The following is a 25,266-nucleotide window of genomic DNA, read 5'->3' on the forward strand; positions in this document are numbered from 1 at the left end:
GCCCCCGGCCCAGTGCCGGGGGCGCGCCGCCGTCTGCAGGCGCTCCGGCAGCAGCGCCATGGCGCCGCCGCCGGTCGCGCCGATCAGCCGTAGATCCGGGTACTTGTCCAGCCACCCCGCGAAGGCGATCATGGCCATGCTCATGGTGACGTCGCCGAACCGGCCGATCTGCTCGACGAAGCCGATCTCGTCGACCCGTTCCGTGCCGACCGGTTCGGCCGGGGCGTGTACCAGGACCGGTACCCCCGCCTCCGCGGCCAGTGCGAAGAAGGAGTCGGCGCGCGGGGAGCCGAGCAACTCCCCGTGGACGCTGGACGTGGTGATCAGGCCGACGAAGGCCGGGTCCTCCAGGGTCTCCCGCACCCCTTCGAGGTGATCGTCGTCCCCGAACGGGTTGGCGTACACATAGCCGCGCAACCGGTCGGGGAACCTGGCGATCAGCCCCGACATCCAGGCGTGGAAACTGCGCAGTCGGTCTCGGGGTTGCGCGTAGTTGTCCACGCCCGGTACCCGCGCCATCGCTCCGGCGCCGACGGGGCTGCCGATGATGGTGAGGTCGATGCCGGCCTCGGCGCGAGCGGCGAGCATGCCGTCGACGTCGGTCAGGCTCGGGGGCATGGGGAAGCGTTTGGCCGCCTCCGGCGGGGAGAGATGCCCGTGGATGTCGATGATCACGTGTCGCTACCCGGTTTCGGTGTGAGTGCGCGGGTGACCGCGGCACAGTCCTGGTCGCCCAGTCCCTGCTCGATGGCATGGACGTGGGTCTCTGCCGCGGCGGTCGCCAGCGGCAGACTCAGGCCGACCGCCGCCGCCTGTTTGGTAGCGAGCATGAGGTCTTTCGCCATCAGCCGCAGCCGGAAGTCCGGCTCTTCGAAGCGGCCGGAACCCAGGCGCCTCGACTTGAACGCCATGACCGGAGAGGCGAAACCGCTGCCCGCGATGGTCTTGAGGACCGACTGCCGGTTGAGGCCACAGGCGGTCGCCAGTTCGGTGACCTCGGCCAGGGCCTGCACCTCAATGCCCATCAGGAGGTTGAGGCACAGTTTCATCCGCATGCCGGAACCGAGTGCGCCCAGATGGACGACCTCCTTGCCCAGCGCCTCCAGCAGCGGGCGGCAGGCGTTGAACGCCTGCTTCTCGCCGCCGACGAAGAGCCGAAGCTCGCCGTCACGGGCATGATCGCGGTTGCCGAGCATGCCGACGTCCACGACCGAGGGGATGTCCCCGGCGATCTGGAGGACCTCTTCGGGGGAGACGGTGCTGGCGCAGATGAGGACCCCGGGGTAGGGGCCCTTGGACAGGACGCCGTCGGGTCCGCGCAGCACGGAGCCGAGGGCTTCGCCGTCGGCGACGACGCAGATGGCGGCGCTCGTCCCCTCGACGGCGTCGGCGGGGTGCGGGGCGACGAAGGAGCCTGCCTCGGCAAGCGGTTCGGCCCGCTCCGGGGTGCGGTTCCAGACCCGGACCTGTATTCCCCGGTCGAGGAGGCGGGTGGCCAGGCCGGTGCCCATCGTGCCGAGCCCGAGTACGGCGACGGGGCCGTTGGTGGTGCGCGTCATGACGTCACTCCCTTGGTCTCCTTGACGACTCGGAACCGCAGCGACTGCGTCGAGTCGACCCACTGGCGCAGCGGAGCCACCAGTGCGCGGTGCTCCGCGCTCTGCTGCCAGGCGAAGAAGTGCTCGGCCGTCTGCCACTCGCTGCTGATGACCCACTGCCGGGAGTCGTCCACGGGTGCTCCCAGCCTCTCGACGATGTGGCCGGGGGTCTGGGCGACGGACTTGCGGAGCTGGTCGTACAGATCCAGGAATCCCTGCTCGCCGCCCTCGATCACTCGGACGGTGAAGACGACGCTCAGCTTGTCGGCCGGCTGGCCGTTGTTCCTCGTGCCCATGTCTCCTCCTGAGGGTGAGATCCAGCAGGACACGACTCCCACCGCCTCATGTCCCCCGTGCGGACGCAACTCCGAATGGGGCACGGGCCAATGGGGACAAGGGGATGACGGTCCGTGATTGCTCTCTTCGGGTGAGTGACAAGACGGTGCGTTGTCAGTGGACAGGAAGCGTCCGGCGGTGGGGTTGTAGGGGTGGGCGCCTGAAGAGCACTCCGCCCATGCCGACCTGAATCCCGGGCGGCGCTTTGCCTCACCTGGCTATGTGCCTCACCTGTCGGTGATCACGGAGAGCCAGGCCGTGTCCTCCGAGCCCGGCGCTTCGGGGCCGGGTGCGGGCAGCCTGCGGACCTCGCCCGTGCGCAGGGCGACCGTGGCCCGCGGCCGCATCGGCCCGTTGCCCCTGCGTGAGAGCAGGACGAGTTCCCAGACTGTCGCCGTCATGGCGTCGAGCCGGGTGGCGCAGTCGGCGGTGACTCGCCGCGGATCCCGGGTCCGGCCCAGGGACAGATGTGGGGTGAAGTCCTTGGCGGCCCCACGACAGCGTGGGAACCGTTGCTGCAGTACGCGGTGCAGGTCCGCCCATGGCGCTTCGCCGGCCGCCGTCGGGTCGAGCCACACGGTGAAGTACGCCCTGTGCCGGAAGGTCCGCACCCCGTCCAGCCGGGCGGTGAAGATCGGCGTCTCGGCCGTCGCCGCCGCGAGCAGCGGGGCAGCCCGCTCGAAGTCGGGCTCCGGCACGAAGCCGAAGAGCACGTTGACGTGCGGCGGCCAGCGGTGGATCTGCGGATCGTAGTCCCGGCGGATGTCCTGGATCGGCGGCCACAGCTCCGCAGGCGGGATCCAGGCCACTGCCGTGCGGGCCGTCGGGGACACGTCGAGGACGCCGACGGGCTCGCCCCTGCGGGAGCTCGTTTCGAAGCTCAGGTCCGTTTGCGGTTCCCGTACCCGGCCGGCGCCCGACGCGTCGATGCGGTCCACACCCGTGGCTCGGTCCCAGACCACCTCGCCGTCCGCCTCGATGAACACCACCCGGTGCCACGGGATGTCGCCCCCGGGCACGAAGGAAGGCAGCGGGATGCGTTTGAGGGCATTCCCGCGCTGGCTGATCCCCAGCACGAACCGCGCAGGGTCGAACCGCGGGTCCCAGCGGACCCGGTGATAGATCTCGTCGCTGGTCCGCATCACGCCTCCTCTCCCGCCTTCACACCTTCTCTTCCTCCAGGGTGCCGCCCACCTGATCCTCCACGGTTGGAGGATCAGACATCTGCCTGACTCCGCGGCCCTCTTTCCGGCTCCGCGAGGTGTCCGACGCGGCCGTGTTCCGCGATCAGCGTTGTCGGCGGTGCTCCTGAAGCTACCCGTGCGAGTGTCTGAGGTGGGCGTTCGGCCTGGTCATGGAGGAGGTCTCGCACCTCGATCCCATTCCGTGGTCAGCGGCGTAATCCGTGGGCTCCCGGTGCGACTCCCCCCTCGGACACACAGCTGAGACCCCTGTTCACCAGGGGTCTTTTGCATTTCCACCCGCTCCGCGCTCCCGTTCCGCTCCTGCCACGCGGCGCGATGCGCGCGGGCCGCGGATTCGGCGCGGTGCCGGGCACTCGTGGGGACCGGCAGGCGACACAGGGCGTCGAGTGTATGCAGCATACGGTCGGCGAAGCGGTGGCCCAGTGGGGTGAGCCGGCCTGAGGCCAGCGTCACGAGCGTCGCCTCCCGGGCCGCCAGGCGCCAGCGCGCGAACTGGACGTGCGCCTCCGCCCGCAGCCCGGGGTCCGGCTCCGTCTCGCGGCGGCGAGCCCAGAAGCGAGCCACGCCGAGATGGGCGTACGCCCCGTGGAAGAGACCGAGCAGGGGCCGCGGGTCGGGGCGCCAGGGTGCGTAGAAGCGCTCCGGGCTGCCGGGCTCCAGCAGGTCGAAGAGGTGCAGCACCGCCGCGAACTTGTTGTGCTGCATCTCGTGCGTCACCGTGACCGCGAACCCCGTCGCAGTCGTCGGCCGGGACATCGCCACACATCCGAACGTCTCCGCGCTGCTCCCGCTCACGGTTCCGTGGCCCGGGTTCGTCAGCGGCACCAGGAGCCGGCCTCCCGCCGCCAGTTCCGCGTACAGCTCCGGATGGTCCGCGCGCAGCAGCCCACAGGCCTCCCGCGCCACCGCCGACCAGCGGCGCACCTCGTCGGCGCCCAGGTCGTCGGGGCAGCGCACCGCGTTCGGGAAGCCCGGCTGGTCCAAGACGTCCAGCAGCAGCGGGACGCCGGAGTCGAGGGTGGTGAGCAGGTGCGAGCCGTGCCAGCGGCCCTCGCTGCGGTACGGAGAGGCGGGCACCGGCACGGGAGCGTCGGCGGGGGACTGCCCGTGCAGCGTGATCCGGGCCCGGCCGGCCGCGTCGACACGCACCTCGGCCCGGCCCCCGGAGCCGGCCCCGGGAAAACGGGCCCGGCCGAGCGACGGCAGCGCCACCCAGGGACCGTCCACCGGCCACTCCACCCGTCCCGGCAGCCCCGCGCGTACCGCCGCGGCCGCGGCCAGCGCCGTGTACCAGCCCACGGGCGACCGCTCCGGATCCTCCCGCCGCGTCAGGTGCGCGAGCAGCCCGAAGAGGGCGGGCCCCGCCGCCGGGTGGGTCAGCACGGCTGCCGTCGCCCCGGGAGCCGCGCGCGTGGCGGCGGTGAACAGTTCCCAGGCGCGCCCGGCCTCCTCGGCCACGGAGCCCCCGGCTTCACGGGCGGCGGCCGTCACCGCGTACGCGCAGGCCAGGCGACGGCTGTGCTCGGCGCGGGCCAGCAACCGCAGGGCCCCGGCCCCGCCACCGCCCGCGGCGACCGCGTCGAACAGCGCGCCCGGCATGCGATGAGGCGACGGTGTCATGCCACCTCCGCGCCTGGCGCGCCCGGTCCCTGCCGTCGGCCGGGAGCCGGGCTCCGCCGCTGATCGGGCGACGGAGCGTGTTCCTGTGCGGGATGCGACCCTTGCCGCCGGTCGGCTGACGGCCCCTGCCGCCGCCCCGGAGTCGGGCCCCGCTCCTCGCGGGGAGCCGAAGCCCGCCCCTCCCCGGAAGCCACCCGCCACCCCTCCCGTGGCCCCCCGGCCCCGGGCGCCAGGCCCGTACCCGGCAGATCCGTACCGCCCAGGCCCGTACTCGCCAGATCCGTACCACCCAGGCCCGTACTCGCCAGGCCCGTACCTGCCAGGCCTGTACTCGCCAGGCCCGTACCCGCCAGGTCCGACCTCAGCCGGTGCCGTACCCGGCCGATCAGTTCCGTCAGTTCGGTGCAGTAGACGCTCGGGTTGGCGAACCCTGTGTCGTGGCGGTAGCGGGTCGCGTAGTGGCCGCCGCCGCACACCTGGTGCAGCGGGCAGGCCCGGCACTGGGCGCACAGGCCGTCGGCACCCCACTGGCGGGCCGCGACGCCGGGGTGGTGCAGGAGTTCGTCGAAGGAGTTGCGCCGGATGTCGAGTCCGGTACGGGCGGCGCCGTCGTACGCGGTGCGCAGGGTGTCGTCCTGGGTGAGGGAGCCGTCCGTCTCCACGACCGCGTACCGCACGGGGGCCAGGCCGAGCGACTCCGTCTGCGGGGTGCCGCCGAGCAGCAGCGCGAGCAGGTCGTCGAGGAGCCGTACCCGGGTCTCCCGGACCGGGGCGCCGTACCAGCGCTCGAAGACGGCCCACAGCCAGTCCGCGTACGGGGTGTGCCGCCCGGCGGGGTCCAGTCCCGGCGGCGGGGTGTGCCAGTTGCCCAGGGGGAGGAGGAAGTCGACCGCGGGCGGGCGGTGGACGAGAAGGTCCTCGTAGGTGCGTACCGGGTCGTTGCGCAGGTCGATCGTGCACAGCAGCGCGCCGAACAGGGGGCGGTAGGCGTCCTCGGCGAGGAGGCGCAGCGCCGTCTGTACCCGGGTGTGGCTGCCGCGGCCGTCCGCGCCGCGCCGGTGCCGGTCGTGCGCGGCACGTCCCCCGTCGGTGCTCACGCCGATGCGCAGGCCCAACTCGCCGCACAGGTCGAGGCGTTGTCGGGTCAGTCGTAGACCGTTGGTCTGCAACGAAAGGTGCAGTCGCACGCCGTCGCCGACCGTCGTGCGCAACTCCCGTACCATGCGTGTGAGTTCGGCGTCGCCGACGAGCAGGGGCTCGCCGCCGTGCAGTACCACTCCCGCCTCTGTCGACCCGTGCGCGGACAGGTGCGCGGCGATGCGTTCGGCGGTGCGGGACACGGTCGCCGGGGCCATCGTGCGCGGCTGGGTGCGCCAACTCCGGTCGTGCGAGCGGTACATGTAGCAGTAGTCGCAGGCCAGGTCGCAGCGGCTGTGCACTTTCAGGACGAAGGAGTGGAACGGGTGCGGCACCCAGCCCGCTGCCTGTGATGCCGCCACGTGGGCGGCCCTCGGCCAGGGCGGCTCGGCATGGCGCAGTGGCGGTCGACTCATCCGCTTCCCCCCGAAGGCGTACGCAGCGGACCCGGCCCGGCACGGTCGGCGGCGCACTCTGTCCGACCAGTATTCGTTCGTGGTGCGTGCAGCGTCAACATCACGAATGAGTCAACGGCCGAGCCAACGGACATCGTTCGAGCGGGAGTTGGCGCCACCCGGAGAGCTCCCGCCGCTGCCGCGTGGGCGGGCCGCGGCGCTACGCTGAAGTGACATCCCTGTAGCCTGCCGCACACGCAGGCGCCCGGAGGGCCGCCACGGCGGTCCACGAGACCTCATGGAGTGGACACCATGGCAGCAGCCGAAGGCGTCGCCCCTGGTGAGGCCCGCACGGGCGGGGGCGGCGAGCCGGCGCCCGACGTCGAGTCCGCCGTCCTGGACCTCACCGCACTCGCGCCCGACGACGTCGCCGCCCTGCCGGAGTCCGTCCTCGGCGAGGTACTGCGCCGGGTGTACGCCGGCTGCGCGGAGGGCGATCCGTTCGTCACCGGGCACAAAGAGAGCGCATGAGCGCCCGGTGCGCGGCGCGCCCCTATACTGACACCCCCGTACGTCCGTTTTGTCGGTATTTATCCTTGGTTCCGTCCTTCCCTGTCGCGCCGCGCCGAGCGGAGAGGTCATGCCAGACGTCAACCCCTTTGACCGGCCAGGTCCGTTCGCCGTCTTCCTCGCCACCTCCGAGAACCTCGGCCTGAGCACCACCCTGCGCAACGCCGCCGACGTCCTCGCCGAGGCGAACCGCAGCGTCCTCCTCGTCAACGGCCGCTCCGGCGCCGTCGGCGCGCCCGCACCGCTGCTCCCACCCGAACCCGGCCGGGTCCACACGCTCACCACCGGTGGCCTGTCGCTGACCGCTCTCGCGGAGAACCCCGTCGCCGCCTCCTACGACCATGTCCTGATCGAGGCGCCGGTCCCCGACACACCCGAAGCGGCGGAGGCGACCCGGCCGGCCGCGGACGCCGACGCGCTCGTCGTCTGTTTCGCCATGACGGCCTGGTCCATCGACGGAGCCGCCACCCTCGCCGAGGACCTGACGGAGCGCCGCGCCGGCCGCCCCGTCCGGCTGCTCGCCCTCGGCCTCAAGAGCGACGTCGGCCGCCACGACCGGCTGCGCAACGCTCGCGAGCGGGTGCGCCGGAAGTTCGGCCCGATCGCCCGCACCCTCGGCGAGGGCGACGTCCCCTTCCTGGAAATCCCGTACAACCCGATGTACCAGGACAGCCGCAGCCTCGCAGTCGAGGCCGAGGACGCCGGAACCGTCGTCGGCCTGCGCCCCTATTACGAGCGGCTCGCCGACTGGCTGCGCGACCGCCGCACCACGCGGCTGACCGACGTCACCGTCGTCCACTCCACCCGCGATGCGCCCTGGGCCGCCTGGGTGCGCGACCGGCTCGCCGTTCAGGGAGTGCGTACCGAACTGCGCCGCGCCGACACCTACACGGGCGAACGCCCCGATCCCGGCGGCGCCCTGCTGTTCCTGTCGCCCGACGACGCCGACGAGACGCTCCTCGCCCAGATCGGCGCGCTCTCCCACACCGACGTACGCATCGTGCTGGTCGACGAGCCGTTCCCGCACACCGAGGCCGCGCACCACGAGCGGATCGACCTGCGCGGCACCACCGAGCAGGAGGCGCTGCGACTGCTGTACACGGGCCTCGGCCTCGGCACCGCCGAGCACGCCGCCCCCCGAGCCGCGGCGCGCTTCCCGCGCCTGCCCGAGACCACCAACGTCGCCGCGCGCGGCGGCGGTTTCGTCGACCGGGGCGGCCTGCTCGCCCGGCTCGACGACGAACTGCGCACCGCCGGCCGCGATGGCACCTGCCTGGTGTTGCACGGGCCCAGCGGCTGGGGCAAGAGCGAGGCCGCGCACGAGCTGTGCCACCGCTACGGCGCCGGCTACGACATCGTGTGGTGGGTGCGCTCCTGGGAGCCGCAGCGGGTCGAGCGCGGCCTCGCGCGGCTCGCGGGCCGCCTCGGCAGCCCCGAGGAACGCCTCGGCACCGGCGACGACGCCGGCGTCTCCCGGCTGTTGACCCGCCTGTCCCGCCCCGACGACGACCTGGGCAGCTGGCTTCTCGTCTACGACGGTGTCACCGACCCCGCCTCCCTGCACGGCCTGCTGCCGGTGCCGCACGAGCGCGGCCACGTCCTCATCACCAGCCGCCTCCCTCCGCAGGCGGAGCCCCCCACGGAAACCCCCGGCGTCCCCGAGACCCGCCCCCCGCACCTGACCCCCCTCGCCATCCCCCCGATGACCCCCGAGGAGAGCCGCGCGCTGCTCGCCGACCGGGTGCCGGAGATCACCGCGCAGCAGGCCGGACAGCTCGGCAACGTCGTGGACTTCGTCCCGCACGCCCTGCACCTGGCCGCCCACTGCCTCGCCGAGCGCGCCGCGGTCCACCGCCGCGACGACCACATGAACCCGGACGCCGCCCTGCGTGACGCCGTCGGCGACGTGCTCGCCGAGTACCGGGCCGGCAAGACGGAACTCCTGCGCCACACCGAAGGCGCGTCCCCGGTCGCCGTGATGGTCCGCGTCGCCCGGCGCGTCGTACAGTCCACCCCGGGAGCCGCCGCCTGGCGCGCCGAGAGCCCCGACCGCGACGCCCTCGGCTGGCTGTTGGACGCCGCGTCCCTGCTCACCGGCCGCGGCATGGGCCTGGAACTGCTGCGCTCGCGCCGCATCCTGTCCGAGCTGGCCCGCGACGACGACGCCGACCAGCCGCGCACCCCCGGCACCCGCCACCCCGACGACGTACAACTGCCCGACGAGCACATGGTGAGCGTCGCCCTGTGGGCCCTCGCCCAGGTCGGCCTCCTCGACGTCGACTTCGACCGCGCCGAGCAGCCTCTCGCCCAGCACCACGGCCTGCGCGACCTGATCCGGGCCGGCATGGACGACGGGGAACGCCGCAACATCGAGTCGGTGCTGCGCGGCATCCTCGCCGAGTACGCCCCGCAGGAGCACCAGGACCTGCCCGCCGACTGGGCCCGCGAGGTGTACTCGCTGAGCCTGTGGGAAGACCCCCGGCCCCGGGTGCGCCGCTCGCTGCTGCGCCACCTCAGCGCCCTCGGCCAGCGCGCCGAGTCCGCCGACCTGGACCGGCTCCTGGAGATCGCGGGACGCGCCCGCGACTGCTGGCGCGCCGACGGCGACGAACAGTCGCCCGAGTACCTGCGCCTGCTCAACTTCACCGCCCGCGCCCACCGCCTGCGCGGCGACTACGACACCTCCCGCCGGCTCGCCCAGGAGGCCCTCGGCGGCCACCGCAGGCTCCTCGGCATCACTCACCCGCGCACCCTGCTGTCCGCCGACTCCTACGCCGCGACCCTGCGCACGCTCGGCCGGTTCGACGACGCCCTGCTGCAACTGCGCCCCGCCCTGGAGGGGTTGGAACTGCTGCTCGGCTGGAAACACCCCGCCACCATCCAGGTCGAGCACAACGTCGCCCTCACCGAAGCCCTCACCGGCCGTGTCGCCCGCGCCCTGACCCGGCTCCAGGAGCGCTTCCGCTACCGGCAGGCGGTCGGCGGCACCGACGACGAAGTCGCCTGGGACAGCGCCGACCTGCTCGCCTACCTCTACCGCTCCGCGGGCCGCACCGGCGAGGCCCACGACCTGCTGCGCCAGCGGCTGCGCCGGTACGGCGACACCTGGGACGGCGAGCGGCTGAAGACCGAGGTGGGCCTCGCCGTCAGCGAACGCCGCCTCGCCGACGGCTTCCCGGCCGTCAAGGACCCCCGCTACGGCTACGAGCTCGCCCACGAGCGCGACCAGCGGGCGCTGCGCCTGTACATCGGCCGCTTCGGCGCCGACCGGCTCGACACCCTGCGCTGCCAGTTCAGCTACGCCGCCGACCTGCACGCCCTGGGCAAGGCCGACGAGGCCGAACAGCAGGCCCGGCAATGCGGGGACACCCTCGCCCGGCGGTTCGGCGCGGGCCACCCGTACACCGCGCTGTGCCAGGTCCGTCACGGTGTCTATCTGCGCGCCACGGGCGAGCTGCGGCTGGCCGAGGAGGTGGGCCGCAGCGCCCTGAACCTGCTCGCCCACAAGCTGGGCCAGGCCCACCCCTGGGTGGCCGCAGCGGAGAACTCCCTCGCCGCGACCCTCGCCGCCGACGGCCGCCCCGACGAGGCGGCCGTACTCGCCGGGGCCGCCCTGACCCGGCTGCGCGACCTCGGCGTCGCGCACCGCCCCGACGGACGCCGGGTGAGGCAGCACCTCGACCGGCTCACCGCCACCGACCCCGTCCGCCCGGCACCCCCGTCGGGCTATGACATCGACCTGGAACTGCCCGACGTGTAGCGCACCGCCGGTGCCGACCGGCCGCACGCAGCCCCGCACTCACCCACCGAAAGGCGAGCACCCGTGGCAGCCCCCGCACCCCACCGCACCGACACGCTGAAGGAGTCCCACTGGACCGACAGGCGCCACGGCCGGATCACCGCGCTGTGCGAGGAGGAGGTCGCCGGGACACCTCAGATCCGCTCCCTGTCCCACTACAGCAACGGCATCCTCGACTTCACCGTCTTCCGCTTCCCCCGTGCCCCGCTCAGCAGCCTGGTCACCGAGCTGGGCGACGAGGAGGAGCACGAGGCGCTGCCCGGCAGCCGGCTGCTGCTGTGCGCCCAGGACCTCGGCGCGGTCCTGCGGCCACTGGGCACCGGCGAGCTGATGCGCACCGTCGTCGGCAACGCGCGCGGCGGCCTGTGGGGCGGACGCGCCCGCCCCGGCGAGTTCCTGGCCGCGGTGACGGACCTGCCCGACGGCGTGCCCGCCATGGACGCCGCCATGAACCACCTCGTCACCCGCATCCGCACCGAGGTCCACTCGCTGCCCGACGAGTTGCCCGGCGGCGACCCCCACGCCAAGGCGCACCTGCGCACGGGAGCGGGGCCCGAGGGCCCGCACGTCGACTTCGGTACGGCCGCCGAACCGGACGCCGTCTACGAGGAGCGCCTCAGAAGCCTGTGGCGCACCCACGTGAACACCACCGACCTGCACTACGCGGGCTACTACCGCGACTGGACCCTGGTCTGCGTCGGCGACGTCTTCGACGCCCACGAACTCGGCCCGCGCTTCATCGGCGTCAGCGTCCGCACCCGGCGCACCGCCTACCGGGACCTCTCGCGCAGCCTGCGCGGCCACCTGGTCCGCCTCACCGACGCACTCGCCCTGGTCGCCCCGCCCGTTCCCGGCCGTGCCCCCGTGGACCGGCTCGTCCTCGACGTACAGGAGGGCGCCGTGTACGTCCACTGGACCTCGCCCGGCGCTTTCGTCCTCGGCGTCACCCTCGACCAGCGGCAGGTCGACAACGCCGAACGCCGACTGCAGGGCCTGGCCGGAGCCGTCGGCGGCGTCACGACACCGCCATCGCGTTGAACCGCCGGACGGCCGGACGGCTCACGGCACGCCGGCCGCGCTGAGGGAGCCCCACACCTCCTCCGCGAGCACTTCCACGGTGCGCGCCGGCGTCAGCGGATGCCGGGGCTCGGCGCCGCCCAGCAGATGCACCGGCAGCACCTCGACCGCACACTCGTACTCCCGGCAGATCCGGCGCAGTTCGCTCAGCTGGAACTCGGTCGGCGCACCCGGCACCGCGCTGCGCGCCCAGGCCGCGACCGCACCCCGGAAGTCCTCCGTCAGCTCCCGCACCAGCGTGGCGCAGCCCAGGACACTGAGATCCGCGGGCGTCGCCGCGGCCCGCCGGTTCACCGCCCGGCCGGCCACCCGCCGCGTCACCGTCTCCAGCATCGCCAGCGCGTCACGGAACCTGCGCCGCACCGGAACAGGCAACTCCGCGACACCGCCGTCCGGTTCACCCGCGGACCACGCCGTCGCCGCCGGCGGGACGGCCGCCCCAGGCTGCGCCTCCGCGGTCAGCGCCGCGAGAGCGCGGCGCAGCTCGTCGAGGTGGGCCGTCTGCTGCTGCTCCAGATCGCGGCGCATCCGCTCGCCCAACTCGGCGAGATCGCCCTCCCGCTGCTCCTCCACCAGGCGCCGCTCCAGCTGCAACAGCGCCTCGTGCACGCTCTGCGCGAACCCGTCCTGCCGGTACACCAGCGGCCGTGAGCCGATCGACCGCCCGAGCCGGTCCTGCAACGCCTGCGACACCAGCCCGTTGACCACCAACAGCGCCTCGAACCGCCCCGGGCGCACCGCGCTGCGCAGCCCCTGCACATGGGCTGCGATGCGCTCGGCGTCGCCGGCGAGCAGCACCGACCGGGTGTGGATCACCGCCAGGTACGCGTTCGGGGCGGGCGACAGCCAGTGGACGACCTCGTCCAGGCCGCCCGGCGAACGCGACATCCGCGCCGGCACCGGATCGCGCGAGGCGATCCGCCACTGTCCCAGGTCCAGCGCCTCGTGCACATCGTTGAGGACCTGCCGGTACGACACCTGCTCGTGCAGCTGCCGTACCGCCTTCAGCACCGTCGCCCCGGTCACCTCACGCACCACCAGGGCCCGAGGGATCTCGGAGTCGTCTGGATCCTCGGGGTCGTCGGTCTCCCCGGTCTCCCCGGTCTCCCCGGTGTCCCCGGGATCCTCGGGCTCCTCGCTGAGCTGCCACGCCAGCCGGCACACCTTGAGCACCTCGCGCGGCACGCCCTCGGTCAGCTCGTGCAGCAGCCGCAGCGCCTCCTCCTCGAACGGTCCCGTGGCCGGCGTCCCGGCGGCGGCTCCCTCCCCGCTCGCCGCGAGGTACTTCGCCACCAGCTCCCGGGTGTGCTCGTCGCTCAGGCCCGTCGGCCACAACTGCACCACCCGCTCGTGCATGCTCGGCCGCAGCGCCCGCAGGCCCTCGGGCGAGGCGCAGAACACCAGCAGACCGCCATGGCTCGTGTAGATGTTGACGAGACGTTCGAAGGCGTCCATGAAGGTGCGCCGGCTCTCCTCCGGCCAGTCCAGCACCTTCTCCAGGGAGTCGAGCAGCAGCACGTACGCGGTGCCGACCCGGCCGTGCAGGAAGCCCTGCACCGCCAGTGCGTCGAACACCCGGTCGATTCCGGCCGCGGTGCCCGACCCGCCGCCGGACGGGCCGATCGCCTCCGTGATACCCCGCTCGCGCAGCGGCTCGGCCGGCTCCTCGCCACCGAGCCAGTTCCACACCATCCGCCTGAACGGCGCCTCCAGCAGCAGCGCCAGCGCGGTCGCGAACCTGCGGTGCTCCGTGACCTCACCGAGCGTGCCCCGCAGATCGGCGTGGATCACCTCGGGGTCGTAGCGCAGCGCCGCCACCACCTTGTCCGGATCCAGCGTGCGTTCGCGCAGCCCGGTCGCGATCTCCTGGAGCGTGTCCCGGCGCGGATCGTCGTCCTGCGCACCGACCCAGCCCGCCGTCACATAAGCGTAGTAGTCCCGCACCAACTCCTCGAAGGCCTGACGCCCCTGCGCCGAGTCGCCGGGACCGCGCAGCCGGTCGCGGTACAGCCGCCCCATGTCCTGCGCCGGCTCGTCCACGATCCACATCGCCGCCTCGGGGTGCCGGCCGTGCACCGTCTGGTACGTCCGCCGCAGCGCATGGCTCTTGCCGAGGCCGAACCCGCCCACCAGGGCTATGGCCCGGCCGCGCCGACCGGGCGCGGCGGGCGGCGCGAAGTAGTCGTCGACGAGCGCCTGAAGGTCCTCGATGAGCGGAGTGCTGATGTGGGCGTTGCCCGAGTCGGCCCCCCGTACCGCCGGGTTCCCCAGGTCCGACGCCGGACCGAGGCGCACGACCGGGATCTGCGGGAAGGGGTTCTCGCGAAAGATGTCTCCACTGTCTAGGGCCGCGATGGTGTCTGGGGCCACGATGGCACTCCTCGTGTGTCCGGTTTCGGCGTTCCGAGCGGCGGGCGGATGCGGGGATCGCTGGGGGCGGGATCGCGGGGACCGCGGGAAAGCGCAGGTGTGCGGGGCCAGGTCAGGAGCCCGGTGGGGCATCGTGCCGTCTGGGCGGTGGGACGGCGGCGGACGGATTGCGGGCCATCGCCGTCACATCCAGGGTCGGGGCGCCGAGGTCGGCCGCGGTGACCAGGACCTCGCCACCCGTGCGTCTCTGCTCCTCGGCGATGCTGAAGTACCTCTTGCGCAACTGCCGTACGTCGGAGGTGAGCCACTCCCTGGAGTGGCTCGGTGCGTCGGGGTCGGGGTGCTCCCCGCGGGCCTGGCCGAACTTCACGGTGTCCTCCGAGGTGAGGCTGCCGAGTTTCAGATGGGTGAGTGCCGTGGCGGGCCAGATCTCCTGGACCACTTCGTGTGCCGTGTCGGGATCGTGGTGACGCACCTCGACGAACAGTACGATCCGGCTCCGCGCATGTTTCAGACAGGTCCTCAGGAAATCCGTGCGCACGGATCCCATGTCGTCCCGCCAGTCCATGTGCGGCACCAGGACCAGCAGCAGCGCGTCCTGCTGCGCGAGCAGCGTGCTGAGCGACAGGAACGCCTGGTGGACGTCCTGCTCGCCCCGCACCCGCTGCAACGCCGGTTCGGGGAAGTGCCCGCTCAGCGCGTCCACGATCTTGTTGCGGAGGGCGATGTTGATGTCCTGGGTGGCGGCGAACTGCCCCCGCGCGTCCGTGCTGATGCCGTTCGCACGGTTGTCGTACCCGCCGGTCATCGCCACATACGGGCGGGGCGGCCGGATGACCCCCGGCCGCGCTGAGCCCGGCGGTGCCAGCCGGGCGAAGTGCTCGAGGCGCTGCTGGGCGAGATGCACGCACCGGTGGATCAGGGTGGTCTTGCCCATGCCGACCGGCCCGGTCACCACCACCAGATGCCCCATGTCCACCTTCGGCAGGATCATCTCCGGCAGCCGCTCCAGACACTGCTCGAACTGCTTCACCTGATCCAGGGCGTGATCGACGTCCACCCACTGACCGGCATGGCTCTCCTCCGCCCACGGCACCAGCGGATGGTCGTCCAGCAGCGGCGGCGGCAGCCACGGCAGACTGTCCTTGCTGCCCGGCACGTACACGCCGTACGGGTTGTCCTGAACCGGCCGGGTCATACGGCCGCTCCCGGCTCGGAACGGCGTACCCGCCACTCGCGTACCGTGCGCCAACCCCAGTGCGCGACACCGCGGTCGAGGCCGGACACCGAGCGCAGCACACGGTCCACGGAATCCCCCGCCGCCCGCGCCTCACGGGCTCGGTCCTCCGTACCGAGCACCGAACCGTCACGCGACGAGGGCAGCGGCCCCGCCAGCGGAAGTCCCTCGACGGCCAGCCCCGCGGCCCGCCGCCGCGCCGCCGGTCCCGGCACCTGGAACAGTGTTCCGGCCAACGCCTCACGCGCCGACCGCACGGCCGCGTGATCCGCGTCCGCATCACCTTCGTACGCGGCCAGATACGCCCGCGCCGCCCCCCTGAACGCCGCCTCGTCGGTCCGCAACCGCTGATGCGACTGCCGTCGCTCGGACGAGACCCGCTCGGACAGCTGACCGCCCAGGGTGAGCAGCGCACCCGCCGCCAGCACGGGCAGCCCCTTCAGGAACGTCACGAACCAGCCGTCCTCGCCGCCGGAGCCCTGTGCGGCCGGCTCCCGCGAGTCGGCCGCGGCCGCCATCAACGCCGAACAGGCCCGCGAGAAGTCCTCCTCACGCTGCTCGGCCCACCGCTGGAGCGTCATGTGCCCACCGGACCCCACGGGCCGCACCGAGTCCTGCCCCGCCGCACCGCCCGGCACCAGCAGCCCCAGGGCCACCGCGGCCGCGACGAGATCGTCGCGATGCGGGACGTCCAGGCAGTACACCAACTGCACGTCCCGCTCCCCGGACACGGCCGGAGCGGCGGTCGCCGGAGCGGCCGCGGCGGCCAGCAGCAGCGCCGCCCCGCAGACCGCCACCCCGCCGACCGCCGTGAACCCGTGAGCGCCGCGAGCAGGGGACCGTGACCCGCGCGGCGGTGCGGTGGCACGCTCCGCCGGCCGCACGCCGGGCGGACGGCCACCGTTCGGTGCCCCCCGCCGACCGTGTCCCGTCCGCTGCCTCATACGCCTCTCCCCGTCCGGCCGCCCCGTGGCACCGGTGCTTCGTATGACCCGTCGGCCCCGTCGACATCGCTGACATCGCTGACTTCGTACGACCCTTGTCGCCGGGGACCGCCCACGTCCCCCGGCCGCCGCCCGCCGCGGTTACGCGACCGACTTCTCGTCCGCCTCCCGCCGGTAGCGCTGGGAGTGACGCACATCAGCCGCGCCGAGTTCCCCACGGGCGAGCGGCCACCGCACCCGGGGCGAACGGGCCAGCAGTGCCTGCGAGGTGCCGTGCAGCACGTTCACCGTGATGACGGCAGGGCCCACCGTGGCGGCCGTACCGGGGAAGTCACGCTCCAGGGTCAGCGCGATCAGCACGGCCGTGATGCCGTTCTGCTGCCCCAGGCCCAGCGCGATCCTGTCACCGCGCTCCAGACCACGTACGAACAGCGGCATCACCCCAAGGGCCACCACCGCCTGCGCCCCGAACGCCGCCGCACCCAGAACGAATCCCGGCCACCACGCCACCCCGTGCGCGAGCAGCAGCCCGAGCGCCAGGAACGCGGCGAGGAACGCACCGCCCACCGCACGCTCCAGCGCCCTGCCCAGGACCGTGGAACGCACCACCAGACCCGCCAACGCCACCGCGAGCATCAACTGCTGCGCCGCCGCGAGCACCAGCATCGCCACCACGAGCAGCACCGTCGCGGCGCCCTTCGTCCGCCGGACGGACCCGGTGTCGGGCACCCGGCCCGCCACCCGACGCCCCGCCCACCACAGCAGCGACACCCCGGCCAGCAGCGCGGCGTTGAGACCGAGCCCGGTCAGATATCCGCCCCCACCGCCGCCCGCGACCTCGGGCGCACCCTCGTGCCCCGCGGCCGTGTACGCGTATCCCGCGAGGTACAGCGTCAGCAGCACCGTCATCGGATCGTCGAACGACGCCCACGCCGACAGCAACGACCGCGCACGCGCCGACATCCGCCCACTGCGGCCGAGCGCGGCGACGGACAGCGGATCGATCTGAGCCACCGCGATACCGAGCACCAGCGCCTCGGGCCGGCGGAAGACCAGCAGCATCGTCCCGGCGATCAGCCCCGCCTTCAGGACCACACCCACGGTCACGGCGGCCAGCACACCGGTCAGGTCGGCACGCAGCGCCTCGAGATCGATCGCGTACGTGCTCCCGTACAGGCCGACGGCGAGCAGCAGCCCAGCGCCGAACAGGTAACCACCCGAGTCCACCAGGGCCGAGGTGTCCACCACCAGTCCGAACACCACACCGGCGAGCAGCGTGCCCGCCGCGCCCAGCGCGACGGCGGGAACCGACTCCGGCAGCCACCGCAGACGGGCCCGTCCCGGTGTCGCCATGGCTCGTCCCCCCTCCGTTGCAGGCCCGCACGGTCTCCGGCACAGCCGAGCACACACCGCACGCGCGGCCGCCGCGCGTCCATCGCCGTGGCGCAGGTGAATGGTAGGGGTCCGTGATACCGCGCCGGAAGCACGACACCGGTCTTGCGTACGGCAGTTGACGCCCCCCTGGCCCGGATGGTCGCGCGGGACGGCACCGTTGCCGCACCGCCTTGTATGCACGATGCCCTTCACAGGGCATCACCGAACACGGAGGGGCGGGAAGCGGCTGTATCCGGTCGGTTTCTGCCGGTGTCGAGGTGTCTGCCGGGGTCTCTGCCGCGGTGTCTGTTCGGCCCGGTGAGCGGGTGACGGGCTACTGGTGAGCCGCCCGCAGTCCCCGCACATGTCCCGGATGACGGGTCATCACCGCCTCTACGGCCGGCTCGTCGCTCGCCGGCAGCGCGTCCAGGAGCTCAAGGTGCTCCTTGGCGGAGGCCGGCAGACGGCCCGAGGCACCAGCTTGACCGGTTCGGCAGCCAGCTCCCGCGCACGGCGTGCGAAGCGCCGCGGCCCGGCGGACTCCACCAGCGCCACGACCCGCGCGCCCGCGGCCGCGAGCCCGGTGGCCACCGGCAGCAGCAGCGGCCCGGTCCCGCCGACGACGGTGCTGCGTCCCGGCAGCACGAGCCCGCCCTTGAGCATGGCCTGCGTACCGCCCACGGTCACCACGCCGGGAAGCGTCCAGCCAGGGGCGCACGCTCCGCGCTCCCGCGCCCCCTCAGTCCGCGCTCCCGGAGTCCCCTCGGCCCGGGTGTCATTCGAATGAGAAGGGTGTCATTCGAACTCGCTGGGCGAGGGCGCGGGCGACTTCCCGGCGAGCACGTCCTTCAGCCGCTGGGTGCCGAACAGCACCGCGTTCCCCGTGCTGTCGTGATCGACGCCGTCCACACCGCCGTTGGTGACCGTGATCGCGTTCGGGCCGACCTGCACGGCGGCGACGTCCAGGGCGAGGGTGACGGGCATACCGCCCGTGCTGCCCTGCACCGTCACGGTCACGGCCTGCCGGGCATCGCTCCCCTTCGGCAGGGGTGCCGCCACGACCTGAACGGTCCGGTCGCCTTCGGAGCTGTTCACGGTGAACTGGTCGCACTTGGTCGGCAGGCTCTTCAGCCAGGGCAGCGACTTGTCGAGGTCGTCCTTGCTGTAAGTGGCGACCTGGTAGAGGAGACGGGAGTTGCCCTCGGTGAATCCGGTGAGCGCCGAGGCCCCGGACGGCTTGCCCAGGAGGTCCTCGTCGTAGAGGCCGTCGATCAGGCGCTGGCAGTCGGCGGCGGCCGATTTGTCGGTGGTGAACGCGGCCTCGTCGACCTTGCCGGTGAGCAGTGAGTTGTGCCAGGTGTCGGCGTCCTTGGCCTGGGTCCACCTTTCCTCCAGGAATGCCGCGGTGATCAGCGCGGTCTGCGCCTGGGCCTTGGTGAGGGCCGCCGTGGCTGTCGGGGTCGGGGACTTCTTGGCCTTGTCGGCCTCTCCGGTCTCTCCTGCCTCCTTGGCCACGGGGGACGCGACTACGTCCGAGCCGCCCGCGTCACCGCCGTGACCGTCCGAGCAGGCGGCCGTGGTCAGCAGCGTGCCGACTGCCAGGGCCGAGGCGAGGGCGCGGACGGGGCGGGACGGACGAGGGGTCATCACGGATGCCTCCTGAGGAAGTGGATGTTCCGCCGAGGTGCTTGGTGTTCGCTCCCTTCACCACGGCACCACCGGCTCCGGCGGCCGACCAGTGCACGGCGCCGAAAGGGTGAACGCGCGCCGGACCTGGACCCCGCACTCCGAGCGCCGGGCCTCCACCCCGCGCTCCGGGCCTCCAACCCCGCGCCTCGGGCCCCCCGCGCCCCGGGCCCCACCCCGCGCCCCCGTTCCGCGCTCCCGCGCCCCCTCAGTCCGCGCTCCCGCGCCCCCTCAGTCCGCGCTCCCGGAGCCCCCTCGGCCCGCGCCGCCACCGGGTGACGTCACTCGCACCCTGCGGCCGCCGCAGTCGGGGCAGGCCGCCTTGGACAAGGGCGTTCTGACGGCCCGGCCCTCCTCGTCGACGTATTCCTGGGTGGTGAGCCCCGAGGCGTCGGTCGGGTCGGTGAAGAACATGACGCGGAACACGGTCTCCCAGACGTGCCCGCAGTCGCCGCAGGTGAACGCGAACGTCTCGGACACCGGTCCGGGATCCGCATCGGACATGGACATGTGTACGGTCCTCTCGCCGACGCCGCTCCTCAAGCGCACTCCGCGCGCCGCGCCCCTGCAACTCGAACGACGCGCCCCTGCAACTCGAACGCCACGCCCGGCAGGCCGCCGCCCGGCCCCCGCCCGACACTGACGCAGAGCGGACCGGACCGGAGCGGGCCGGACCGGAGCGGACCGGAGGAGCGGGCCGGACCGGACCGGGCTGGACCGGACCGGAGCGGGCCGGATCGGGGGCGCGGGGCGCGGGCCGAGTGGCCGAAGGAGTGCGGATGCTGCCCGGAATTCTCGCCAGGGTCATGGAGTTGCTGCTGGCCCGCGAGGGCCGGTCACTGCACCTGAGGGCTGCCGGCGGCGCCCTCACTGTGCTCCTCGTGGTGATGCTCCTCGGGTCGTGGGCCGTCGTGGCCGCCGAGGAGGGCGCGCGCCACGCCAACCTGACCACGTACCCGAGGGCGCTGTGGTGGTCGATCGAGACCGCGACAACTGTCGGCTACGGCGACTTCTTCCCCGTGACACCGTGGGGGCGGGTCGTCGGCTCGGTGATGATGATCGTCGGGATCACGACGTACGGAATGGTCACCGCGGCGCTCGCGACCTGGTTCGTCCGTCGTGAGCAGGACCGCCGGGGACGGGCGCACCGCGTGGCGGACGAGGCCGCGCACGCTCTGCACGAGCGTTTCGACCGGCTGGAGCGGTTGCTCGCCGACGCCGACCGGCACGACGAGGGCCGGAAACAGGACCCCCGCGGGCCGTGAGGCGCCCGGCCGCGCCGGAAATTCCGAGGTGACAGGCGGCCGTGGCACGGCATCATGGCTGTCCGGCCGCCCTGGCACCCGGGGCGGGACACGGGACGGCGCCCGTGGCCGCACGCACGGCCTGCGTCGGAGAAACGACCACCACCGGGGGCTCCTGTGACCGTGACGAACATCCTGCTGTCCGGCGTCGTCGGCTCGACCGCGTACGGTCTCGCCCGCGAGGGCTCCGACGTGGACCGGCTAGGCCTGTTCGCGGCCCCCACCGAGGACCTGCACGGCCTGCGCACACCGAAGGAGTCCCACGTCAGCACGGCACCGGACCGAACGTTGCACGAGGCCGCCAAGTGGTGCCGGCTGGCTCTCGGCGGCAACCCGACCGTGCTGGAACTCGTCTGGCTCCCGGACGAGTTGTACGAGGCCCGCACCCCGTTGGGGGACGAACTCATCGCGATCCGCGCGTCGTTCCTGAGCGCCCGACGGGTCCGCGACGCCTACCTCGGCTACGCCACCCAGCAGTTCAGGAAGCTGCAGAGCCGCGGCGACGGATCGTTCTCCTCCGACACCCGCAAACGGACCGCCAAGCACGCCCGCCACCTCAAACGGCTCTGCGCACAGGGCTACGAGCTCTACGCGACCGGCCGGTTGAGCATCCGGGTCGAGGACCCCGAGAGCTACCACCGTTTCGGCGAGCAGGTCGCGGCCGACCCCGTGACCGCCCTGCCCCTGCTGCGCCGGTTCGAGGAGGCCTTCCAGGAGACCCGCAGCGTGCTGCCGGAGCAGCCGGACGAGGCGGCGGCCGACGCGTGGCTGCGACGGGTGCGGGCGCACTTCTACGCGGCTGTTGGTTGACGGTGCCTGGTCGGCGGAGGACCTGCCGCGCGCTCTCCACCACCAGCCCCCGCCACGGCGGGAAGTCCTGGAAGTCCGACTCCGGCCTGCCCGCCACATGCCACAGCATCTCCCTGGCCTTCTCGGGGTCGAAGGGCCGGGAGTCCGGCAGCCGCGTGGTCAACTCCCCGGCGGTGGTGGTCTTTCCCGCCCCGAACGTCCCGCTCAGCCAGATGATCACTCGCCCCACCCTGCGTCGGTACATCACCCCCCGCCCTGCCTCGCGTCAGCGGAGTGGAGCCCGCGCTCGGTCCCGTGGGCGAACCCGGTTCGCGCTGCCGGGCCCGCCCGCCCCCGGCCCATCGCCCCGTCCCCCGTCGAAATACAACCGTTGCACAACGCCCCCGCGGCCCTCCCCTCGCAGGTCACAGACTGTCAGGCCGGTGAGCGCCCCCGCCCGGCCCCCTCGTTGCGCTCTCCCTCCCTCGGACGACCCTGCCGGATGTCTTGACGCGCCTGCCTCCCGAGGTTTAACTCACGTCGTAAATTAAGCCATGAGGGGCTTCGGAAGTCGAACGGAGTGTCGCTTCCGCGGTCTGCCTCGCGGTTCACGACTCCAGGAAAGGGACACCAGGAGCCATGCGCAGCATCCGAGCCGCGGCCGTAGGCGCCGTCACCATGTCACTCGCCCTTGCCGCCTCGGCCTGCGGAGGCGGATCGGCGTCGGGCGGCGGGTCCAACGACTCACCGAAGACGCTCACTTACTGGGCCTCCAACCAGGGTGCCAGCATCGAGGTCGACAAGAAGGTCCTTCAGCCCGAGCTCGACAAGTTCGAGAAGCAGACCGGGATCAAGGTGAAGCTGGAGGTGGTCCCCTGGTCGGACCTGCTGAACCGGATCCTCGCCGCCGCCACCTCGGGCCAGGGTCCCGACGTCCTCAACATCGGCAACACCTGGAGCGCCTCGCTCCAGGCCACCGGGGCGCTGTTGCCGTGGGACGCGAAGAACTTCGAGAAGATCGGCGGCAAGGACCGCTTCGTCGGCTCGGCGCTCGGCTCGACGGGCGCACAGGGCAAGGACCCTGCCGCGGTGCCGCTCTACTCGATGGCGTACGCGCTCTACTACAACAAGAAGATGTTCGCCGACGCCGGCATCGCGAAGCCGCCGGCCACCTGGGACGAGCTGATCGCCGACGGCAAGATGCTGTCCAAGGACGGCAAGTGGGGCCTGGGCGCGGAGGGTTCGAACCCGTCGGAGAACATCCACCACGCCTTCGTCTTCGCCAAGCAGCACGGCGCCGACTTCTTCACCGCCGACGGCAAGCCCGACTTCACCTCCGACGGCGTGGTCACCGCGGTCAAGCAGTACGTCGACCTGATGGCGACCGACAAGATCATCGCGCCGGGCAACGCCGAGTACGCGCAGAACCAGTCCGTCAGCGACTTCGCCAAGGGCAAGAACGCGATGCTGCTGTGGCAGTCCGCGTCCGCCAACCTCAAGTCGCAGGGCATGAGCGAGGACGACTACGGCATCGCCCCGGTGCCCGTGCAGTCCGGGACGCCCGGCGCGGGCACGAACGTCAACTCGATGGTCGCCGGCATCAACCTGGCCGTCTTCAAGAACACCGACAACCTCGACGGCGCCACCGAGTTCGTGAAGTTCATGACGAGCGACGCGGAGCAGAAGGTCCTCAACACCGCGTACAGCTCCATCCCGCCGGTCGCCAAAGCGCAGGCGGACGCCGCCTTCAATACCTCGGCCAACGCCGTCCTGAAGGACACCCTCGCGGGGAGCGCCGCCGCGCTGCCGCAGGTCGCCGACGAGTCCCAGTTCGAGACGGCCGTCGGTACGGCGATCAAGGACCTGTTCGCCGACGCGGCCGCCGGACGCCCGGTCACCGCAGACTCGGTGAAGGCCAAGCTCGAGAAGGCCCAGCAGCAGATGCCGACGAAGTGAGCACGATGACCACCACTGTCTCCACGGAGACCGACGGGCGGACCGTGCGCAAGAACACCCCCGGTGCGGCGGCATGCGGCCCCCGCCGCCGCACCGGGCGCATCCGGCGCGTCGGACTCCCGTACCTCCTGCTCCTGCCGGCACTGATCCTCGAACTCCTGGTCCACCTGGTGCCGATGGTGATCGGCATGGTGATGAGCTTCAAGGAGCTCACCCAGTTCTTCATCCGCGACTGGGGCGCCGCGCCCTGGTCCGGCCTGGACAACTACAAGGTGGCGGTGGATTTCGACGCACCCGTCGGCGAGGCCCTGCTGCACTCCTTCCTCGTCACCGTCGCCTTCACCCTGCTGTCGGTCGGCCTGTGCTGGCTGATCGGCACGGCGGCGGCGATCTGCATGCAGGACACCTTCCGCGGCCGCGGCCTGCTCCGGGCGCTCTTCCTGGTCCCGTACGCCCTTCCGGTCTACGCGGCCGTCATCACCTGGGTGTTCATGTTCCAGCACGACAACGGCCTGGTGAACCACGTCCTGCACGACCAGCTGCACCTCACCGACAAGCGGTCCTTCTGGCTGATCGGCGACAACAGCTTCTACGCGCTGCTCACCGTGTCCGTCTGGAAGGGCTGGCCGTTCGCCTTCCTCATCGTCATGGCCGGTCTGCAGAACATTCCCAGGGAGCTGTACGAGGCGGCCGCCATCGACGGCGCCGGCGTGTGGCAACAGATCCGCCGCATCACCCTGCCGTCGCTGCGCCCGGTCAACCAGGTGCTGGTCCTGGTGCTGTTCCTGTGGACGTTCAACGACTTCAACACGCCGTACGTCCTGTTCGGCAAGGCCGCCCCCGAGGCCGCGGACCTCATCTCGGTCCACATCTACCAGGCCTCCTTCGTCACCTGGAACTTCGGCACCGGATCGGCGATGTCCGTCCTCCTGCTGCTCTTCCTGCTCCTGGTCACCGGCGTGTACCTCGCCGTCACCTCACGCGGACGGAGGGCCTCCCATGCGTAACTCACCGATGGCGCAACCGAGTTCGTTCGTCTGGACCCGGCGGGTCTTCCTCACCCTGCTCGCCGGGTTCGTACTGGTGCCGGTCTACGTCATGGTCTCCAGCTCCCTGAAGCCGCTCGCGGACGTCACCGGCGAGTTCCGCTGGCTGCCGAGCGGCCTGACGATCCGCCCGTACATCGACATCTGGTCGACCGTCCCGCTCGCCAAGTACTTCGTGAACTCGCTGATCGTGGCGGGCGCGGCAACGATGTGCTCGGTGGTGATCGCGGTCTTCTCCGCGTACGCGGTCAGCCGCTACGAGTTCCGCGGCAAGCGCGTGTTCACGGTCACCGTCCTGTCGACGCAGATGTTCCCCGGCATCCTCTTCCTCCTTCCGCTGTTCCTCCTCTACGTCAACATCGGCAACGCCACGGGCATCGCCCTGTTCGGCTCGCGTGGCGGTCTGATCCTCACGTATCTCACCTTCTCCCTCCCGTTCTCGATCTGGATGCTGATCGGGTACTTCGACTCGGTGCCGCGCGAGCTCGACGAGGCGGCACTCGTGGACGGCTGCGGCCCGCTCGGCGCGCTGCTGCGGGTCGTGGTCCCGGCCGCGATCCCGGGCATCGTCGCGGTCGCCGTCTACGCCTTCATGACCGCCTGGGGCGAGGTGCTGTTCGCGTCGGTGATGACCAACGACTCCACTCGCACGCTCGCCGTCGGGCTCCAGGGCTACTCCACGCTCTACGACGTGTACTGGAACCAGATCATGGCCGCCTCGCTCGTCGTCAGCGTCCCCGTGGTCGCCGGTTTCCTGCTGCTCCAGCGCTATCTCGTCGCCGGACTCACCGCCGGAGCGGTGAAGTGACCCACTCGACCAACC

Annotated in this window: 19 protein-coding genes and 4 pseudogenes; 8 read left to right on the plus strand and 15 right to left on the minus strand. The window is 72.3% G+C overall.

Annotated features, from left to right (window positions below):
• The 6 genes and pseudogenes from ABT114_RS38245 to ABT114_RS38270 form a co-directional block, all read right to left on the minus strand.
• On the minus strand, positions 1 to 675 hold a 675-nt coding region (locus ABT114_RS38245; RefSeq protein ID WP_351148228.1), incomplete at its 3' end, for an amidohydrolase family protein.
• Positions 672 to 1,559: an NAD(P)-dependent oxidoreductase gene (locus ABT114_RS38250; protein ID WP_351148231.1), complete on the minus strand. Its 888-nt coding sequence runs from the start codon at positions 1,557 to 1,559 to the stop codon at positions 672 to 674. The genes ABT114_RS38245 and ABT114_RS38250, both read right to left, overlap by 4 nt.
• Complete coding sequence (locus ABT114_RS38255; protein WP_351148233.1) at positions 1,556 to 1,894, minus strand: antibiotic biosynthesis monooxygenase family protein; 339 nt, start codon at positions 1,892 to 1,894, stop codon at positions 1,556 to 1,558. Before ABT114_RS38255 ends, ABT114_RS38250 begins: the two co-directional genes overlap by 4 nt.
• 309 nt (positions 1,895 to 2,203) lie before the next feature.
• Positions 2,204 to 3,076, minus strand: a pseudogene (locus ABT114_RS38260) (RNA repair domain-containing protein); the annotation flags it as partial.
• A 210-nt stretch (positions 3,077 to 3,286) separates the two neighbouring features.
• Positions 3,287 to 4,759 carry an HEXXH motif domain-containing protein gene (locus ABT114_RS38265; RefSeq protein ID WP_351148239.1) on the minus strand — a complete coding sequence of 491 codons (1,473 nt, stop codon included), beginning with the start codon at positions 4,757 to 4,759 and terminating at the stop codon, positions 3,287 to 3,289.
• The gene (locus tag ABT114_RS38270) at positions 4,756 to 6,312 is read right to left on the minus strand and encodes an FxsB family cyclophane-forming radical SAM/SPASM peptide maturase (protein ID WP_351148241.1); all 1,557 of its coding nucleotides are present in this window, start codon (positions 6,310 to 6,312) and stop codon (positions 4,756 to 4,758) included. The genes ABT114_RS38265 and ABT114_RS38270 overlap by 4 nt, the downstream gene beginning before the upstream one ends.
• Positions 6,313 to 6,603: 291 nt before the next feature.
• Between ABT114_RS38270 and fxsA the strand changes: the two genes are divergently transcribed.
• The 3 genes from fxsA (at position 6,604) to ABT114_RS38285 (ending at position 11,698) form a co-directional block, all read left to right on the plus strand.
• On the plus strand, positions 6,604 to 6,822 hold the full coding sequence (gene fxsA / locus ABT114_RS38275; protein ID WP_351148244.1) for an FxSxx-COOH cyclophane-containing RiPP peptide: 219 nt from the start codon (positions 6,604 to 6,606) through the stop codon (positions 6,820 to 6,822).
• Positions 6,823 to 6,931: 109 nt separating this feature from the next.
• The gene (gene fxsT / locus ABT114_RS38280; RefSeq protein WP_351148247.1) at positions 6,932 to 10,621 is read left to right on the plus strand and encodes an FxSxx-COOH system tetratricopeptide repeat protein; all 3,690 of its coding nucleotides are present in this window, start codon (positions 6,932 to 6,934) and stop codon (positions 10,619 to 10,621) included.
• A gap of 63 nt (positions 10,622 to 10,684) precedes the next feature.
• Positions 10,685 to 11,698 (plus strand): hypothetical protein, encoded by a 1,014-nt coding sequence (locus ABT114_RS38285; protein ID WP_351148249.1) that lies wholly within the window; start codon positions 10,685 to 10,687, stop codon positions 11,696 to 11,698.
• 21 nt (positions 11,699 to 11,719) lie between these two features.
• On the opposite strand, the gene ABT114_RS38290 is transcribed toward ABT114_RS38285, so the two are convergent.
• The 8 genes and pseudogenes from ABT114_RS38290 to ABT114_RS38325 form a co-directional block, all read right to left on the minus strand.
• Positions 11,720 to 14,107, minus strand: coding sequence for a hypothetical protein (locus ABT114_RS38290; protein WP_351148252.1), 2,388 nt, complete (start codon positions 14,105 to 14,107; stop codon positions 11,720 to 11,722).
• A gap of 112 nt (positions 14,108 to 14,219) precedes the next feature.
• Positions 14,220 to 15,305: a P-loop NTPase family protein gene (locus ABT114_RS38295; RefSeq protein WP_351148255.1), complete on the minus strand. Its 1,086-nt coding sequence runs from the start codon at positions 15,303 to 15,305 to the stop codon at positions 14,220 to 14,222.
• Complete coding sequence (locus ABT114_RS38300; RefSeq protein ID WP_351148258.1) at positions 15,302 to 16,141, minus strand: hypothetical protein; 840 nt, start codon at positions 16,139 to 16,141, stop codon at positions 15,302 to 15,304. Before ABT114_RS38300 ends, ABT114_RS38295 begins: the two co-directional genes overlap by 4 nt.
• Positions 16,142 to 16,429: 288 nt before the next feature.
• Positions 16,430 to 17,641 carry a cation:proton antiporter family protein gene (locus ABT114_RS38305; protein WP_351148260.1) on the minus strand — a complete coding sequence of 404 codons (1,212 nt, stop codon included), beginning with the start codon at positions 17,639 to 17,641 and terminating at the stop codon, positions 16,430 to 16,432.
• Between the two features lie 355 nt (positions 17,642 to 17,996).
• A pseudogene (locus ABT114_RS38310) lies at positions 17,997 to 18,134 on the minus strand (GntR family transcriptional regulator); the annotation flags it as partial.
• A pseudogene (locus ABT114_RS38315) lies at positions 18,128 to 18,376 on the minus strand (FAD/NAD(P)-binding oxidoreductase); the annotation flags it as partial. The pseudogenes ABT114_RS38315 and ABT114_RS38310, both read right to left, overlap by 7 nt.
• A gap of 81 nt (positions 18,377 to 18,457) precedes the next feature.
• Positions 18,458 to 19,309 carry a hypothetical protein gene (locus ABT114_RS38320; protein ID WP_351148263.1) on the minus strand — a complete coding sequence of 284 codons (852 nt, stop codon included), beginning with the start codon at positions 19,307 to 19,309 and terminating at the stop codon, positions 18,458 to 18,460.
• A 270-nt stretch (positions 19,310 to 19,579) separates the two neighbouring features.
• Positions 19,580 to 19,858, minus strand: coding sequence for a hypothetical protein (locus ABT114_RS38325; RefSeq protein WP_351148266.1), 279 nt, complete (start codon positions 19,856 to 19,858; stop codon positions 19,580 to 19,582).
• Between the two features lie 269 nt (positions 19,859 to 20,127).
• Between ABT114_RS38325 and ABT114_RS38330 the strand changes: the two genes are divergently transcribed.
• Positions 20,128 to 20,613 carry a potassium channel family protein gene (locus ABT114_RS38330; RefSeq protein WP_351148269.1) on the plus strand — a complete coding sequence of 162 codons (486 nt, stop codon included), beginning with the start codon at positions 20,128 to 20,130 and terminating at the stop codon, positions 20,611 to 20,613.
• A gap of 156 nt (positions 20,614 to 20,769) precedes the next feature.
• Positions 20,770 to 21,462, plus strand: a complete 693-nt coding sequence (locus ABT114_RS38335; protein WP_351148271.1) for a nucleotidyltransferase domain-containing protein — start codon at positions 20,770 to 20,772, stop codon at positions 21,460 to 21,462.
• Positions 21,463 to 21,466: 4 nt separating this feature from the next.
• Here the strand turns inward: ABT114_RS38335 and ABT114_RS38340 are convergent.
• A pseudogene (locus tag ABT114_RS38340) lies at positions 21,467 to 21,682 on the minus strand (ATP-binding protein); the annotation flags it as partial.
• Between the two features lie 398 nt (positions 21,683 to 22,080).
• On the opposite strand from ABT114_RS38340, the gene ABT114_RS38345 reads away from it, so the two are divergent.
• From ABT114_RS38345 to ABT114_RS38355, 3 genes are read left to right on the plus strand one after another with little or no spacing between them, the layout of a single operon-like run.
• The gene (locus ABT114_RS38345; RefSeq protein WP_351148274.1) at positions 22,081 to 23,397 is read left to right on the plus strand and encodes an ABC transporter substrate-binding protein; all 1,317 of its coding nucleotides are present in this window, start codon (positions 22,081 to 22,083) and stop codon (positions 23,395 to 23,397) included.
• Positions 23,398 to 23,402: 5 nt separating this feature from the next.
• Entirely contained in the window at positions 23,403 to 24,404 is a 1,002-nt protein-coding gene (locus ABT114_RS38350) for a carbohydrate ABC transporter permease (RefSeq protein ID WP_351148277.1), read from the plus strand.
• Positions 24,397 to 25,251 carry a carbohydrate ABC transporter permease gene (locus ABT114_RS38355; RefSeq protein ID WP_351148280.1) on the plus strand — a complete coding sequence of 285 codons (855 nt, stop codon included), beginning with the start codon at positions 24,397 to 24,399 and terminating at the stop codon, positions 25,249 to 25,251. Before ABT114_RS38350 ends, ABT114_RS38355 begins: the two co-directional genes overlap by 8 nt.
• Positions 25,252 to 25,266: the final 15 nt, after the last annotated feature.

The sequence above is a fragment of the Streptomyces sp. NPDC002088 genome, from assembly GCF_040296605.1.
In the GTDB taxonomy this organism is placed as follows: domain Bacteria; phylum Actinomycetota; class Actinomycetes; order Streptomycetales; family Streptomycetaceae; genus Streptomyces.